General features: G+C 58.2%; 15 protein-coding genes and 5 tRNA genes. 7 read left to right on the plus strand and 13 right to left on the minus strand.

What is annotated here, in order from left to right; all coding sequences use genetic code 11:
- Nucleotides 1–110 precede the first annotated feature (110 nt).
- From flgM to PMI25_RS08015, 3 genes are all read left to right on the plus strand, one after another.
- Nucleotides 111–437: a flagellar biosynthesis anti-sigma factor FlgM gene (gene flgM, locus PMI25_RS08005; RefSeq protein ID WP_007917589.1), complete on the plus strand. Its 327-nt coding sequence runs from the start codon at nt 111–113 to the stop codon at nt 435–437.
- Between the two features lie 48 nt (nt 438–485).
- A complete protein-coding gene (locus PMI25_RS08010; RefSeq protein ID WP_007963060.1) occupies nt 486–953 on the plus strand; it encodes a flagella synthesis protein FlgN in 468 nt (155 codons plus the stop codon).
- 92 nt (nt 954–1,045) lie between these two features.
- Nucleotides 1,046–1,792 carry a flagellar brake protein gene (locus tag PMI25_RS08015; protein ID WP_007963062.1) on the plus strand — a complete coding sequence of 249 codons (747 nt, stop codon included), beginning with the start codon at nt 1,046–1,048 and terminating at the stop codon, nt 1,790–1,792.
- A gap of 249 nt (nt 1,793–2,041) precedes the next feature.
- On the opposite strand, the gene PMI25_RS08020 is transcribed toward PMI25_RS08015, so the two are convergent.
- The 6 genes from PMI25_RS08020 to PMI25_RS08045 all read right to left on the minus strand — a co-directional run bounded on the left by PMI25_RS08020 (nt 2,042) and on the right by PMI25_RS08045 (nt 8,350).
- A complete protein-coding gene (locus PMI25_RS08020; RefSeq protein ID WP_007963063.1) occupies nt 2,042–3,418 on the minus strand; it encodes an MFS transporter in 1,377 nt (458 codons plus the stop codon).
- A gap of 69 nt (nt 3,419–3,487) precedes the next feature.
- Nucleotides 3,488–4,729 carry a glutamine synthetase family protein gene (locus tag PMI25_RS08025; RefSeq protein ID WP_177325707.1) on the minus strand — a complete coding sequence of 414 codons (1,242 nt, stop codon included), beginning with the start codon at nt 4,727–4,729 and terminating at the stop codon, nt 3,488–3,490.
- Nucleotides 4,730–5,032: 303 nt separating this feature from the next.
- Nucleotides 5,033–5,725, minus strand: a complete 693-nt coding sequence (locus PMI25_RS08030; RefSeq protein WP_007963066.1) for a sensor histidine kinase — start codon at nt 5,723–5,725, stop codon at nt 5,033–5,035.
- A complete protein-coding gene (locus tag PMI25_RS08035) occupies nt 5,722–7,326 on the minus strand; it encodes a tetratricopeptide repeat-containing response regulator (protein WP_007963067.1) in 1,605 nt (534 codons plus the stop codon). The genes PMI25_RS08030 and PMI25_RS08035 overlap by 4 nt, the downstream gene beginning before the upstream one ends.
- A gap of 390 nt (nt 7,327–7,716) precedes the next feature.
- A complete protein-coding gene (locus tag PMI25_RS08040) occupies nt 7,717–7,965 on the minus strand; it encodes a hypothetical protein (protein WP_007963068.1) in 249 nt (82 codons plus the stop codon).
- Between the two features lie 308 nt (nt 7,966–8,273).
- A tRNA-Arg gene (locus tag PMI25_RS08045) sits at nt 8,274–8,350 on the minus strand.
- 295 nt (nt 8,351–8,645) lie between these two features.
- Between PMI25_RS08045 and PMI25_RS08050 the strand changes: the two genes are divergently transcribed.
- A complete protein-coding gene (locus PMI25_RS08050) occupies nt 8,646–8,876 on the plus strand; it encodes a hypothetical protein (RefSeq protein ID WP_007963070.1) in 231 nt (76 codons plus the stop codon).
- A gap of 20 nt (nt 8,877–8,896) precedes the next feature.
- Nucleotides 8,897–9,076, plus strand: coding sequence for a PA3371 family protein (locus PMI25_RS08055; RefSeq protein ID WP_007963072.1), 180 nt, complete (start codon nt 8,897–8,899; stop codon nt 9,074–9,076).
- Here PMI25_RS08055 and phnN read toward each other — a convergent pair.
- Nucleotides 9,051–9,620 carry a phosphonate metabolism protein/1,5-bisphosphokinase (PRPP-forming) PhnN gene (gene phnN / locus PMI25_RS08060; protein ID WP_007963075.1) on the minus strand — a complete coding sequence of 190 codons (570 nt, stop codon included), beginning with the start codon at nt 9,618–9,620 and terminating at the stop codon, nt 9,051–9,053. The genes PMI25_RS08055 and phnN overlap by 26 nt on opposite strands.
- A 389-nt stretch (nt 9,621–10,009) precedes the next feature.
- Here phnN and PMI25_RS08065 point away from each other — a divergent pair, with 389 nt between their 5' ends.
- The gene (locus tag PMI25_RS08065; protein ID WP_003178899.1) at nt 10,010–10,336 is read left to right on the plus strand and encodes an Arc family DNA-binding protein; all 327 of its coding nucleotides are present in this window, start codon (nt 10,010–10,012) and stop codon (nt 10,334–10,336) included.
- Nucleotides 10,337–10,505: 169 nt separating this feature from the next.
- Here the strand turns inward: PMI25_RS08065 and mgtE are convergent, their stop codons facing one another.
- Nucleotides 10,506–11,948 carry a magnesium transporter gene (gene mgtE / locus PMI25_RS08070; RefSeq protein ID WP_007963078.1) on the minus strand — a complete coding sequence of 481 codons (1,443 nt, stop codon included), beginning with the start codon at nt 11,946–11,948 and terminating at the stop codon, nt 10,506–10,508.
- 321 nt (nt 11,949–12,269) lie between these two features.
- Between mgtE and PMI25_RS08075 the strand changes: the two genes are divergently transcribed.
- Nucleotides 12,270–12,788 (plus strand): hypothetical protein, encoded by a 519-nt coding sequence (locus tag PMI25_RS08075; RefSeq protein ID WP_007963080.1) that lies wholly within the window; start codon nt 12,270–12,272, stop codon nt 12,786–12,788.
- Between the two features lie 18 nt (nt 12,789–12,806).
- Here the strand turns inward: PMI25_RS08075 and PMI25_RS08080 are convergent.
- The 5 genes from PMI25_RS08080 to csrA form a co-directional block, all read right to left on the minus strand.
- Nucleotides 12,807–12,883, minus strand: a tRNA-Arg gene (locus PMI25_RS08080).
- Nucleotides 12,884–12,955: 72 nt separating this feature from the next.
- Nucleotides 12,956–13,032 (minus strand) — tRNA-Arg (locus PMI25_RS08085).
- Nucleotides 13,033–13,103: 71 nt separating this feature from the next.
- Nucleotides 13,104–13,180, minus strand: a tRNA-Arg gene (locus PMI25_RS08090).
- Between the two features lie 107 nt (nt 13,181–13,287).
- Nucleotides 13,288–13,378, minus strand: a tRNA-Ser gene (locus PMI25_RS08095).
- A gap of 62 nt (nt 13,379–13,440) precedes the next feature.
- Entirely contained in the window at nt 13,441–13,629 is a 189-nt protein-coding gene (gene csrA, locus PMI25_RS08100; RefSeq protein WP_002554426.1) for a carbon storage regulator CsrA, read from the minus strand.
- Between the last annotated feature and the right edge of the window lie 36 nt (nt 13,630–13,665).

Genomic DNA, 13,665 nt, shown 5'->3' on the forward strand with positions numbered 1-13,665 from the left:
CCGAAGCAGAACACGCTTCGGCACATGCAGCTCATTGCAAAGTGAGCCTAAAGTTTTCCAGGGAATGGCCGAGAACATGGCAAGCGTCCAAATTCCCAGAGGTTTTTAACATGGTCATCGATTTCAGCCGTTTGAACAGCTCCTCGTCACTTACGGGCAGTACACGTACCAGCAACGCCAAGGAAACTGCCGAATCCGGCACCTCCGCGCCGCTGAATACCCAGGCCGAAACGGCCAGTACCGCAAAAAGCGGGGAATCGGTACACCTCAGCAATGAGGCTCAACAGTTGCAGAAGGTCACTGACAAGCTGCGCGATCAGCCTGCCGTCGACAAAGCCCGCGTGGCCGAGTTGAAAGCAGCGATTGCCGATGGCAGCTATAAAGTCGACAGCAACCGTGTAGCCAGCAAACTGCTCAACTTCGAAGCCCAGCGCTAGGCTTTTGCCGGCGCCAGGCTTTTGGACGCTTAGAACCCAAGGCCAGCCATGCACGACACTAATTTATTGCAACTGATCACCGACGACTTTGCTCCAGCTCAACAATTGCTGGAGTTACTGCAAACCGAGTCCCTCGCCTTGCACGGTCGCGACATGCCTTTGCTCGAAGATATTCTGGCGCGCAAACAGGCATTGATCATTCTGCTTGAACAGCATGGCCGCAAGCGCAGCGAAATCCTCGCCAGCCTCAACCTGCCGCTCGACCGTCAGGGCCTGGAGCAACTGGCCAGCCACTCGAGCATTGGCGACCAGTTGCTGGCTCAGAGCGACGTGCTGACCGACCTGATTGCCCAGTGCCAGGCGGCCAACGTCAAGAACGGCCAGTCGATCCAGATTCAGCAGGCCGCCACGGCCAATCAGTTGAAAATCCTCACCGGGGGCGAGCCGCCAGCGTTGTATGACGCCTCGGGCACTTTCGCCAAACCCACCAAGCCGCGTACGCTCAGCCAGGCGTGAGCCATTCGACGTGCCTGCACTATCAACCCGCGAAACATGCTGGCAAAATGCTGGCTAGTCGTAGTCAAATTTTGTCTGGAGATTGAGAAAACGTGCCAAACGCCCTAAGCGCGGATGACAGTCCGCAGCCCCCAAAGGTGCTGACCACGCCCCTGGAAATCTCCAGCAACCTGCGCCAGCTGCAAGAAAGCCACGATCCGCTGATCATCACGTTCCATGAGCGCAGCCAGCGCTTTCAGAGCTACCTGATCAAGGTCGACCGCGATACCGCGACCATCGCCCTGGACGAAATGATCCCGCGCGATGGCGAGCGTTTTCTGCTGGCGGGCGAACCGTTCAAGGTCGAAGGCTTCCACGAGGGCGTGCGCATCGCCTGGGAATGCACCGGCACGCTGAACATCGAAGAGTCCGAAGGCGACCGCTTCTACACCGGCGACCTGCCGACCGAAGTGGTTTACCACCAGCGCCGCAACGCCTTTCGCGCAGCCCTGAAGCTGACAGACCTGGTCAGCGTCGAACTCGGTGGTGAAAAGCTCAAGGCGCCGATCAACGGCAAACTGCTGGACATCTCCGCCACCGGTTGCAAGCTGCGTTTTGAAGGCGACATTACTGATCGCCTACAACTGGGCCAGGTCTACGACCGCATGATCGCCACCCCGCTGTTCGGCAATCAGCCCATCTCGGTCGAACTGCGTTATCTGCACTTCGAAGAAAAGCTCAACATCACCTTCGCTGGTCTGCGTTTCCACAACATCAGTGGCCAGGCGGCGCGCAACGTCGAGCGCTTCGTCTATCAGCTGCAGCGTGAAGCACGCCGGTTCGATAAAGACGATCTGTGATTCGTACAGGCAAATAGAAAGGGCAGTCCCGCGAGGGACTGCCCTTTTTTATGGCGGAAATTTTTCTGCCAGCACCGAACACCTGTGGCGAGGGAGCTTGCTCCCGCTGGGGCGCGAAGCGCTCCCTTTATCTGGCAAGCGGGGCCTGCTGCGCAGTCCAGCGGGAGCAAGCTCCCTCGCCACAGCCACAGTCAAAGTTACAGTTACAGTTACAGCGTCTGCCTCTGAACAGCCTTACCCTCACCCGACTCAGGGCCTGGCCCCACTGATGTCCGGTGTCGGTTTATCGCCGCCATCAGCCGGATCAGTTTCCACCGCCGCTTCAGGCTGCACTTCGGGTTCCGGCTCCGGTTCTGGCGTAACCGTGGTCTGCATCTGCTCCTGCACCACCTGCTCATCCACTCGCGGATCGAGTGCTGCCACCAGCGGCGAGCTGGACATGCTGTCCGGCATCGCTACGTGATGCAGCGGCGCATCGTCGACCTGATGCAGATTGGTCACGGCTTTCGGGCGGATGCGCCACACCAGCACCAATGCGAAGAAGCTGAAGAACGCGTACAGGCTCTGACTGCCAAACAGCTTCATCAGCACGCCCGCCAACAGCGGGCCGATACTTGCGCCGACCCCGTAGGTCACCAGCAGCATCGCCGTCAGCGACACACGGCGATCGCCCTCGACGTGGTCGTTGGAGAACGCCACCGCCAGCGGATACAGGCAGAACTGCACCAGCGAACACATGAATCCGACGACAAACAAAACCTCCAGCGGCACCTGCGGCAGGATCGCCAGCGGCAACGCCGCGACCGCGAGGAACCCGGCAAAGCAGCGAATCAGCAGCGCCCGGTCATAACGGTCGGACAACCAGCCCAACGGCCACTGCACCAGCAGCCCGGCAAAAATGCAGCTACCCATGAACAGACCGACCTGCTCGGTCGACAGCCCCTGCTGCGAGGCATACAGCGGCGCCAGACCGTAGAACGAGCCGATGATCAGGCCGGCGCCGAGCACCGTGCTCAACGACTGCGGCACGCGCTTGATGAAGAAGCGCGGCTCCATCGGCGCCGGATGCAGCGGCGCCGGGTGAATCCGCCGGGTCAGCGCCACCGGCACCAGACACAGGGCAAAACACAGCGCGACCAGCATCAGCAGCTCCAGACCGAGGCCCGGGTGCATGACCAGAATCAGCTGACCGAGCACCAGCCCCAGATACGAAGCGATCATGTAACCGCTGAACACCAGCCCGCGCTGATTGGCATCGGCCTGCTCGTTGAGCCAGCTCTCGATCACCATGTATTGGCACATCATGCCCAGACCGACGATGGTCCGCAGCACCAGCCACGCCGGCAGCCAGTCGACCAGTCCATGCCCGAGCACCGCCGCGCCGACAATCCCGGCACACGCCGAATACGCGCGAATGTGTCCGACCCGGGCGATCAAGCGGTGACCGATCTTGCCGCCCAGCACCAGGCCGAAATAGTTGGCCGCCATCAGCGCACCGACCCACAGTCCGTCGACATGGTCAGCGGCCAGGCGCAATGCCAGATAAGTAGATAGAAGGCCCGAGCCGATCAACATCATCAGCGAGGCGAAATACAGCGCTCGAAAGGATTTCCAGATTTGGCGCATCGGCGTTCCGAGCGGCTCCTTGCAGTAAGTATCGGGCTATCCAAACGATAGCCCGACGACGACAGTTCGTCAGGCCTGGGCTGCTAGAACACGCCGTTCCCAGGGAGTGATTTCATCAAAGAAGCTGGTCAACTCCATGGTCTTCGAAGCGATGTAGCCTTCGATGAACTCCTGTCCGAACAGTTCCCTGGCCAATTGGCTACGTTTCAGACGCTCGAGCGCGGCATGCAAGGTACACGGCAACGAAAGATTGTCCGGCACTTCGAATTCGCCCTGAATCGCCGCGGTCGGCTCCAATTCATGCTCGATCCCATGCAAGCCGGCGGCCAGACTCGCGGCAATCGCCAGATACGGGTTGGCATCGGCGCCGGGCAAGCGGTTTTCGACTCGCCGGGCCACCGGCGAACTGGCCGGAATTCGCAGCCCTGCGGCGCGGTTGTCATGGGACCAGCAGGCGTTGTTCGGCGACGCATACGGGTGACACAGACGCTGATAGGAGTTCACGTTCGGCGCAAACAGCGCGGTGAAATCGGCCATGCCCGCCTGCTGCCCGCCGATGAAATGGCGGAACATCGCGGTTGGCTGGCCACTCTCGTCACTGAACACGTTGTTGCCGGTGGCGATCTCGACCAGGCTCTGGTGAATGTGCATCGAACTGCCCGGTGTGTGCGCCAGCGGTTTGGCCATGCACACCACGCTCAGACCATGCTTGAGCGCGACTTCCTTGAGCAGGTGTTTGAACAGGAAGGTCTGATCGGCGAGCAACAGCGGATCACCGTGCAGCAAGTTGATCTCGAACTGGCTGACGCCCATTTCATGCATGAAGGTATCGCGCGGCAGACCGAGGGCTGCCATGCATTTATAGACTTCGCTGAAGAATGGCCGCAGACCATTGTTGGAACTGACGCTGAACGCCGACTGACCATCCTCGCGACGCCCGTCGAGGCCGACTGGCGGACGGAACGGCTGGGTCGGATCGGTGTTCGGCGCGAAGACGAAGAATTCCAGCTCGGTCGCCACTACCGGCGCCAGACCGCGTGCGGCGTAACGGGCGATGACTTTCTTGAGTTGGCCACGGGTCGACAGATTGGAGCTTTCACCGCTCAGTTCGTCGGCATCGCAGATGGCCAGGGCACGTGGCTCGTCGCTCCATGGCAGGGGATGGATCATGCTCGGCTCGGCCACCAGCGCGAGGTCGCCGTCATCGCTGCCGTAAAAACGCGCCGGCGGATACCCGCCCATGATGCATTGCAGCAGCACACCCCGCGCCATCTGCAAACGCCGCCCTTCGAGGAAACCCTCGGCGGTCATCACCTTGCCGCGCGGCACGCCGTTCAAATCCGGCGTGACACATTCAATCTCATCAATGCCGGTCAGTCGCTGCGCGAGTGAACGCTGGCCATCGGTTGTCATGACGCAATCCTTGTTATTGTGCGAGCCGCGAACGGCGACCGTACAAAATAGGCTCCGGCTGTTCGGAATATCAAGCAGCGTCAAACAAAAAAGGCCACCACTGAATTTCCGTGTAGGAGCTGCCGCAGGCTGCGATCTTTTGACTTTGTTTTTAAGATCAAAAGATCGCAGCCTGCGGCAGCTCCTACAGGGGGCATGCCTTCAGGGCAGGTAGAGGCTGAACACCCCGCCACCCAATGGTCCGCCATTGCGAATTTCGGTGTGCCCGACCACGCCATTGCGCTGGTGCAACGCAGCAATACGGTTGGCGAAATACAGGCCCAGGCCGGTGCTGCCGCTGCCGTGATTGATGCCTTGCACGTAATCAGCCTGACGCTCGAGCATTTCGGCCGGGTAACCGTCGCCGTCATCGTTGATGCTCAACACCAGTTGCCCGGCCTCGTCGCTGACGGTAATCAGCAGCGACTCGCGGGCATGACGAATGGCGTTGTTGATGCAGTTGCCCAACACCGAGGCTACCAATTCGCGGTCGAAGAACCCCAGCGGGCTCAAGGGATCGACTTCATAGGTGGCAATGATCCCGCGACTGGCGAACACCTCTTGGTGCGATGCCAGTTGCGCCTCGATGAAATCATCCAGTTCGTGATACGCCGGTTGCAGCGGCAACTGGTTGACGCCGAGCTTGTACAGCCCCAGCAACTGCACCAGCATGCCGTTGAGGTGGGCGAACTCGAAGTCGATCACGCCCTGCTCCGCCCCGCTACGCTGCTCTTGAGGCAAACGCGCCAGCCACTGGCTGTGGGCCTGCATCAGCATCGCCAGCGAGTTCTTCATGTCGTGAACGGTGGAGGCAATCACCGTGGAGAAATCCAGCGCCTGCTCGTCTTGGTTCATTCGCCAAACGCCTTGCTTTTCAGCTTCTGATAACGCGCAAACCGCGCGTCGGTGTCGGGCATCAGGCCGACCATTTTCAGGCAGGCCCGACATTCTTCCAGCTCCGCCGACGGCACACTGGTGTCGGTGCCGTGCAGCAGCGACTGGGCCATGTTCAGCGCGATACTGATGTTCTTCGGTTGCATCTTCAGCGCCTTGCGGAACACCTCGCGGGCCTCCACCAGGTTGCCGGTCTTGTACACACGCACGCCCTGCCGGTTGAGGTCGGCAGCGGCGTTGCTCGAACTGAGGATAGTCGGATCGTCGGTGAGCTTGGCGATGTCTTTCATCACCGCCGGATCGTCACCGTAGATCTCCGCACAGCTCTTGAGCATCGAAGTGCCCGCCTCGGCCTGACCGAGCATCTGCAATTGCTTGGCGACCAGCAGCGCGGCCTCGGGACTCATGAACTGCTCCATGCCGTCGAGGCGCATCAGCGCTTGTTCGGTGAGTTTGTCGGCAGTCTCGGCATCGTTGAGCAGCAGACTGGTGGCCTTCATCAGCCGCGCACGAATCTGCAGGCCCGGGTCAGACGGGTTCTCTTTGGCGACGGCGCTGAGCGTGGTGTTGATCTCCAGCCGCGTGCGCGTATCGAGACCGCGCTCACTGCCCTTGCTGATCAAGGCATGAGCCAGACCAAGGTTGCTTTCCGGATCCTTGAAGCGCGACTGCGCGCCCTGCGCCACTGCCTGCCGATAAGCGCGGGACGCGGTGTCGAAGTCTTCGTTGGCCATCGCCAGTTTGCCGAGCAACGCCTGCCGGCGCACCGCCAGCGGCGATAAGCGAATGGCCTCCTCCAGCACCCGCTGCGCGCCTTTGGTATCGCCCTCGGCGACCAGCACATCGGCCATGCCGTCGTACAGTGCCGGCATCATCGGAAATACTTTCAGCGCTTTTTCGTAAACACCTTTGGCCTGCGCCACTTGCCCACGCTTGAACAGCAACTTGCCCAACCCGGCAAACGCCCACGGCAACGGCCGGTCAGCGATGATGCTGTCGTAGAGGCGTTCAAGGGCTTCGTTCTGGTTCATGTCGCGCAGCGCATCGGCGCGATAACGCAGGCACAGCGGCGAATAACGAATGTCCTGCTTGCACAGCGCAATACAGGCATTGAGCACCTCGACCGGCTTACCGCGATCAAGGGCTTGCAAAATCGGTTTGAGCAACGTCTTGCGCTGCTCCAGACGCTCCAGGCGCTGGGCCAGGCCGGAGCGGTTGAACGGCTTGGTCAAGTAAGCATCCGGCTCGTGCTCCAGGGCACTGAGCACCATTGCCTGACTGGTCTCGGCGGTCACCATGACAAACACCGCTTCATGGCTGATGAGTTTTTCCGACATCAGGTCTTCGAGGACCTGCTGGCCGTTCTTCTTGCCGTCGCCGAGGTGAAAATCCTGCAGGATGAAGTCATAAGACTTCTGCGCACACATCTTCAGCGCCTGCTCGCCGGTATCGGCGGTATCCACATCCTTGACCCCCAGTTCGCGCAGCATCGAGCGTACGGAACTGCGGAAATCCGAGAAATCATCGACGATCAGAAAACTCTTTTGGTGATACGACAGCATCGAGGATTTCCAGGCAATTGAAGTAGGTGAACCGGGGGGCGTTTTCACAGGCGCGCAGATGATAGCTGGAGGCTAAATGCTATCAAGCGATTTCGTGCGAGTCTGAGGTCGCCGAATGAGTTATCGGCAAGGGGTGGGGTTCTCTGAAGTGGAGAGGTTCAAGATTCCTTGTGCAGCGATTACCCTGCGCGCCGGGTCATCTTTTCACTACAAGGTTTATCTCGACGGGCGACACGGGCGAAGCGTGGAAGGCTATCGACGTCAACCGTTCCGGTTTCGTGGATCTCCTCGCGGATGCGAGACGAGGGGGCCTTGTATTCGCGGTTTCCGGAATCGGAAGAAGGTTGGCGAGAATGAATTGAAGATGGGGGTGCCAAGGAGATTGGGATGTCATGGAGAGTAATCCTCCCAGCCGGGCCCTCCATAAGGCGTCTTATCCAGCTCGGGAAAATCCGTCGTCCACTCCCCCCAGTCCATGTACTCATAGTACTTGTTCATCGCTTCAAAGCGGCTTGCCGCCTCAACTTCCCAAATCAGTTTTGACCCCGGCTCAAGGAGCGCGCGCGATTCATCACCCTGAGGCCCGGAGGGACAAAACAATTGTAAGCCATCGGGTTCCAGCCATAGTTCATGATTCAAGGTTCATCCTCATTGGTCTGAATGAGCCATTGGCTGGCGTTCACTGCGAAGCGAACCTCCAACCCAAAGCCGAGAGACGCAAGTTCGGTAGTTAGAAATAGTCTAGGTCAGCAGTAGCTATCGTCGACCAAAGACTCATCTCTTCTTGCAGAGCAATACCTTGGTACGAGGTCGCGATTACTAAAAAGCCCCGACGGGCAATAACCTGAGCGGGGCTCTTTGCATGCTTGAAGCGATCCTTTTGCCCCCCTCTGCCCCCACGAGGCTCGGACGTTCGTCGCTTAAATCGCTGGAAGCATAGATATATATGGTGTCCCAGGGCAGGTTCGAACTGCCAACCTTCCCCTTAGGAGGGGGATGCTCTATCCAATTGAGCTACTGAGACACTGAGTTGTCGTGGCCGGACACGGCGCGACGGACGGCGTGCATGTTAACGGCCAGCCCCTGATTTGTCATGTCGTCCGTGGGCTTTTTAAGTGTAGGCAGGCGCCCTGCGATGCTGCGGGAACATTTACCGTGCAATTTGCACTGCCGCGAAAAAGCCATCATTGCAGATTGCAACCCGAAGCTTGGGGGAAACCCTTGCAAATGCTTGTTTTTAAAGGACTTCACAGCGGTTAGACTGTTGGCACGCCGGCTGCTTTGTCTGTTCTCATAACAGCACAAACGGAGTCCGCCCCATGAACAGCACTCTCCTCCTCGCAAACGCAATCGCACTGGCGGTTTTGGTTGGCTTTCATTTTGTTCCCGAGCGTGCTGAACCGGTGGCCCAACGCATGCCGCATTACTTGCAGGTGCAGAAGGCGCCGCAGTGGGCGGTGCTGAGCGATCAGAGCGACTTCGCAGCACAGGCAGTCAATGAGCCTGAGCAAGCACAGCCGACGCGCGACACCGAACGTCTGGTTTTTTGAAATATCTTCAGGAGTACAGCATGTCCAAATCAGCCGCAGGATTTCTGATCCTCGCCTTATTGAGTGGCGTTGTGCATTTTTCGCTGTTCGAGGAAACCACAGTCACCCTGCCCTTGATCAGCTGCGGCGTGTTTGCAGTGTTGTTTGTACTGGCCCTGGTGGCCGGGCGCAAAATCAAGTTTGATCCGGTGCTGCGTTAAGCCGGATCAAGTCCAGCAGTTGCTTGACGGCGTCCGCCAGTTCGCCCGAGTTGTCGATCAGATGCACGGGCAAGTCAGTTGCCCTTCTGTCCTTGAACAGCGCATTGCGCGCCAGCCTCGCATCGATCTGCTCGGGCGTCTCCCGGCCACGTCTGAGCAGACGTTCACGCAAGACCTCATCCTTGACCGTCAGCAAAACCGGCAGCAGGCTTGGATAGCGCTCAAGCGCCTGACGCAGGTTGGCGCGTGAGCCGTTCACCAGCACGGATTGCCCAGCGCGTAACCGTTCGTCCATTTCTGCGGGAATGCCATAAGCCAGCCCATTGGCCTGCCAGGTCAGCGAGAAATCCCCGGCTTGCTGGCGTCGCTCGAACTCTTCGGGCGTCACGCCAATGGCATCCTCACCCACCGATTCCGCTGATCGGGTAATCACCCTGCGAATGATTTCACAGTTCAACTCGCGCAAAGACTCACGCGCGGCCTCGATCAGGCTGTCCTTGCCTGAACCGGAGGGTCCCATCAGATAAATAAGCCTGCCATCCATCCTGAAAACGCCCTCCAACGGGTGTTTGCCCTAGTAAATCGGCAGATTGCCACTATCCTGTACAGGTAAGGAACAAGGATTGAAAATCCGCATAGCATGCACGTTCTGACGTCATCGGACATCAACAGATGTGCACCCGGAAGCGGTCAGTGATGCGGGCCAGGGCAAAGATTTCAAACCAGTCCGCATTTCTGATAATTGGTGCTGGCATTACGCCTTTACCCAGCTCAATATTTGTCACAGAATTGACGCCAATGATCTGGCAATTTTGAGGCATGATGCGCGCCTCTTAACAATTCAGGTTGAACCATTTGGCGCGGATGCTTGTCCTACCACACATCCTGCGGCCAATCCCGAGAACCGCTCCCCTGAACTAACCGGTTAAATATATGCGCCCATTGAAACAGGCAATTTATTCCAGCCGTACGGCTGACAAGTTCGTCGTACGTCTGCCAGACGGGATGCGTGAACGCATTGCCGAGGTGGCTCGCAATCATCATCGCAGCATGAACTCCGAAATCATTGCGCGCCTTGAGCAGAGTCTTATTCAGGAAGGCGCATTGGGCGAAGAGCTGAGCATGCGCCTGGACAGCCCGGAGCTGTCGTTGCACGAGCGCGAGCTGCTGCAACGCTTCCGTCAGCTGTCTCACCGTCAACAGAACGCTCTGGTGTCGCTGATCGCTCACGACGCCGAGATGGCCGCAGACGCGTCCTGATCTACATCGAACATCTCAAGCCAGCTTAAGTGCTGGCTTTTTTTTGCCCGGGTGTTAATCACGACAATCCGAGGCAGACTTTGTAGTGAGGGGATTTATCCCCTCACCACAGATAAATACACAGGCACAAAAAAGCCCGCCAATTGGCGGGCTTTTGCGTTGCATAGAATCAAAGCAGGAAGATCGTCGCCAACCCCAGAAAGATGAAGAAGCCACCGCTGTCGGTCATGGCCGTGATCATCACACTGGCGCCCATCGCCGGGTCGCGGCCCATCTTGGCCAGCGTCATCGGGATCAACACTCCCATCAGCGCCGCGAGCAGCAGGTTGAGAGTCATCGCCGCCGTCATCACCACACCCAGCGACCAACTGCCGTAAAGCAGGTAGGCGACCACGCCGATCACCCCACCCCAGACCAGACCGTTGATCAACGCCACCGCCAGCTCCTTGCGCATCAGCCGCGAAGTGTTGCCGGTGCTGACCTGGTCGAGCGCCATGGCACGCACGATCATGGTGATCGTCTGGTTGCCGGAGTTACCGCCGATACCCGCCACGATCGGCATCAGCGCTGCCAGCGCCACCAGCTTCTCGATCGAGCCTTCGAACAGACCGATCACCCGCGACGCGACAAAGGCCGTGATCAGGTTGATTGCCAGCCACGCCCAACGGTTGCGCAGGGATTTCCAGACCGAGGCGAAGATGTCTTCCTCTTCGCGCAGACCGGCCATGTTGAGGACTTCGCTTTCGCTCTCCTCACGAATCAGGTCGACCATTTCGTCGATGGTCAGACGGCCGATCAGCTTGCCGTTCTTGTCGACCACCGGGGCCGAGATCAAGTCGTAACGTTCGAACGCCTGAGCAGCGTCATAGGCGTCTTCGTCCGGGTGAAAACTCACCGGATCGCTGGCCATGACTTCGGCCACCTGTTTTTCCGGATCGTTGACCAGAAGACGCTTGATCGGCAGCACGCCCTTGAGCACACCGTCGTAATCGACCACGAACAGTTTGTCGGTGTGGCCCGGCAGCTCTTTGAGACGACGCAGGTAACGCAGAACCACTTCGAGGCTGACATCCTCACGGATGGTCACCATCTCGAAGTCCATCAGCGCACCGACCTGCTCCTCGTCATAGGACAGGGCCGAACGTACGCGCTCGCGTTGCTGCTGGTCGAGCGTCTCCATCAGCTCATGGACGACGTCTCGCGGCAGCTCGGAGGCCAGGTCAGCAAGTTCGTCGGCGTCCATGTCCTTGGCCGCTGCCAGGAGCTCGTGATCGTCCATGTCGGCGATCAGCGTTTCACGAACGGAATCGGATACTTCGAGAAGAATGTCGCCGTCGCGATCAGCCTTGACCAGTTGCCAGAGCGTCAGACGGTCGTCCAGCGGCAAGGCTTCAAGGATGTAGGCAACGTCGGCGGAGTGCAGATCATCGAGTTTGCGTTGCAGCTCGACGAGGTTCTGCCGGTGAACCAGGTTCTCGACCCGGTCGTGGTGCGCGCCTTCCTGGCGATGAGTCAGGTCTTCGACGACCTTCTGGCGCTGCAGCAGCTCAACGACCTGAGCCAGGCGATCCTGCAGGCTTTCCTGGGTTTTCTTTACTTCGATTTCGGACATAGGCGAACTCCACTCCCAGCAGCGGGGCACGCCGGAAGGATCAATCAGTCAATTCATGATTGGTGAAACGGGCTACTGAGTAACTACTGGGTAAGTCCATGGAGGTTTTCCATAAGCCCCGGCGGGGCTGACGGGCGCAATGATACACCGCCTGACGGTTTTAAACGTTAAAAAATCGCGGTTGAAACAAGCGCTTGCGCGACAAAGCTGAGCGCTGTCCTGACCCGTGCAGATGCGACGACTCATCTTGAAAAGAAAACACAACGGCACTGAAAAATGTAGCGACTACCCTTGAGCGTAGACCGTCATGGAGGACGTCGAATGCTATCCAGAACATCCCGTTTTGTAGTCGCCAGCCTGCTCTGCCTGCCGCCCGCCGGGGCCGCCACCAGCCTTCACCGCTGCGAAGCGCCCGACGGCGGCATCACCTTCACCAGCCTGAGCTGCGCGAGCGACGAGCAGCTTTCAGTGCAACAGGTTCATCCCTACTCGCCCGGATCCGTCATACCGATCATGCCGGAACACAACCACGAGGAAATATCCGGTATGACAATCAGGGGACGTGAACCGGGTATTGTTGGCCGCCTCGAGGACAAATGCGGAAACCTGATCGATGCCCGGCAGCGCCGCGCAGCGATCATCAACCGACGAGTGATTGCCGGCATGAGCCAACAGGATGTCGAAAGCGCGCTCGGCAAACCGGACAAGGTGAATATTCGGACGTCGACAACGAGCTATCGCTACGACCTGAAACGAGGCCGCAGTGCTCAAGTCGATTTTGACGAGCAGGGATGCGTGAAAGGAAAAGCCAAATCGCAGGCAACAAAAAGCCCGCGTTGAACGCGGGCTTCTTGAATATGGTGCACTCGACAGGATTCGAACCTGTGACCGCTCGGTTCGTAGCCGAGTACTCTATCCAGCTGAGCTACGAGTGCATTTTGTGTTTTTAGACCAGATCACAACTGGTTGAAGCCAAGTTGCCTGTATTGCTACAAACGACTCTTAAATGGTGCACTCGACAGGATTCGAACCTGTGACCGCTCGGTTCGTAGCCGAGTACTCTATCCAGCTGAGCTACGAGTGCATTTGTGTTTTTAAACCAGACCACAACTGGCTGAAGCCGAGTTCTTTATATCGCTATAAACAACTCTTAAATGGTGCACTCGACAGGATTCGAACCTGTGACCGCTCGGTTCGTAGCCGAGTACTCTATCCAGCTGAGCTACGAGTGCATTTGTTGCGCCGCATTATAGCCCGTCTAATCTCTATTCCAACCACTTTTTCTAATAAATTCAAGAACTTACAGAAAAAGCCAGATTACAACGTACTAAGCAAATAATGGCGGAGAACGGGGGATTCGAACCCCCGACACCCTTTTGAGGTGTACTCCCTTAGCAGGGGAGCGCCTTCGGCCACTCGGCCAGCTCTCCGCAACACGGGGCGTATATTAACCACCTTCTTCCCCGTTTGCAAACATAAAAATCGATAAAAATTAATGGCTTGGTTCTTCGTCCTTCTCTTTCTTTATACGCAGGTAAATTTCCTCACGGTGCACGGCAACCTCTTTCGGGGCGTTGACGCCGATGCGCACTTGATTTCCTTTGACGCCGAGCACGGTCACGGTGATTTCGCCATCACCGATAATCAGGCTTTCTGCGCACCGACGAGTCAGAATCAGCATACCTTTCTCCTCACGCAATTCTTCAGGGACAACAGT

Origin of the sequence: Pseudomonas sp. GM30 (assembly GCF_000282275.2) — a bacterium.
In the GTDB taxonomy this organism is placed as follows: domain Bacteria; phylum Pseudomonadota; class Gammaproteobacteria; order Pseudomonadales; family Pseudomonadaceae; genus Aquipseudomonas.

Coding starts and splice junctions, on each gene's coding strand:
- PMI25_RS08065 (WP_003178899.1), top strand. CDS start 10,010: ATGCGCCCATTGAAACAGGCAATTTATTCCAGCCGTACGGCTGACAAG.
- PMI25_RS08055 (WP_007963072.1), top strand. CDS start 8,897: ATGTCCAAATCAGCCGCAGGATTTCTGATCCTCGCCTTATTGAGTGGC.
- PMI25_RS08035 (WP_007963067.1), bottom strand. CDS start 7,326: ATGCTGTCGTATCACCAAAAGAGTTTTCTGATCGTCGATGATTTCTCG.
- csrA (WP_002554426.1), bottom strand. CDS start 13,629: ATGCTGATTCTGACTCGTCGGTGCGCAGAAAGCCTGATTATCGGTGAT.
- PMI25_RS08020 (WP_007963063.1), bottom strand. CDS start 3,418: ATGCGCCAAATCTGGAAATCCTTTCGAGCGCTGTATTTCGCCTCGCTG.
- PMI25_RS08025 (WP_177325707.1), bottom strand. CDS start 4,729: ATGACCGCCGAGGGTTTCCTCGAAGGGCGGCGTTTGCAGATGGCGCGG.
- mgtE (WP_007963078.1), bottom strand. CDS start 11,948: ATGTCCGAAATCGAAGTAAAGAAAACCCAGGAAAGCCTGCAGGATCGC.
- PMI25_RS08050 (WP_007963070.1), top strand. CDS start 8,646: ATGAACAGCACTCTCCTCCTCGCAAACGCAATCGCACTGGCGGTTTTG.
- flgM (WP_007917589.1), top strand. CDS start 111: ATGGTCATCGATTTCAGCCGTTTGAACAGCTCCTCGTCACTTACGGGC.
- PMI25_RS08010 (WP_007963060.1), top strand. CDS start 486: ATGCACGACACTAATTTATTGCAACTGATCACCGACGACTTTGCTCCA.
- PMI25_RS08075 (WP_007963080.1), top strand. CDS start 12,270: ATGCTATCCAGAACATCCCGTTTTGTAGTCGCCAGCCTGCTCTGCCTG.
- phnN (WP_007963075.1), bottom strand. CDS start 9,620: ATGGATGGCAGGCTTATTTATCTGATGGGACCCTCCGGTTCAGGCAAG.
- PMI25_RS08030 (WP_007963066.1), bottom strand. CDS start 5,725: ATGAACCAAGACGAGCAGGCGCTGGATTTCTCCACGGTGATTGCCTCC.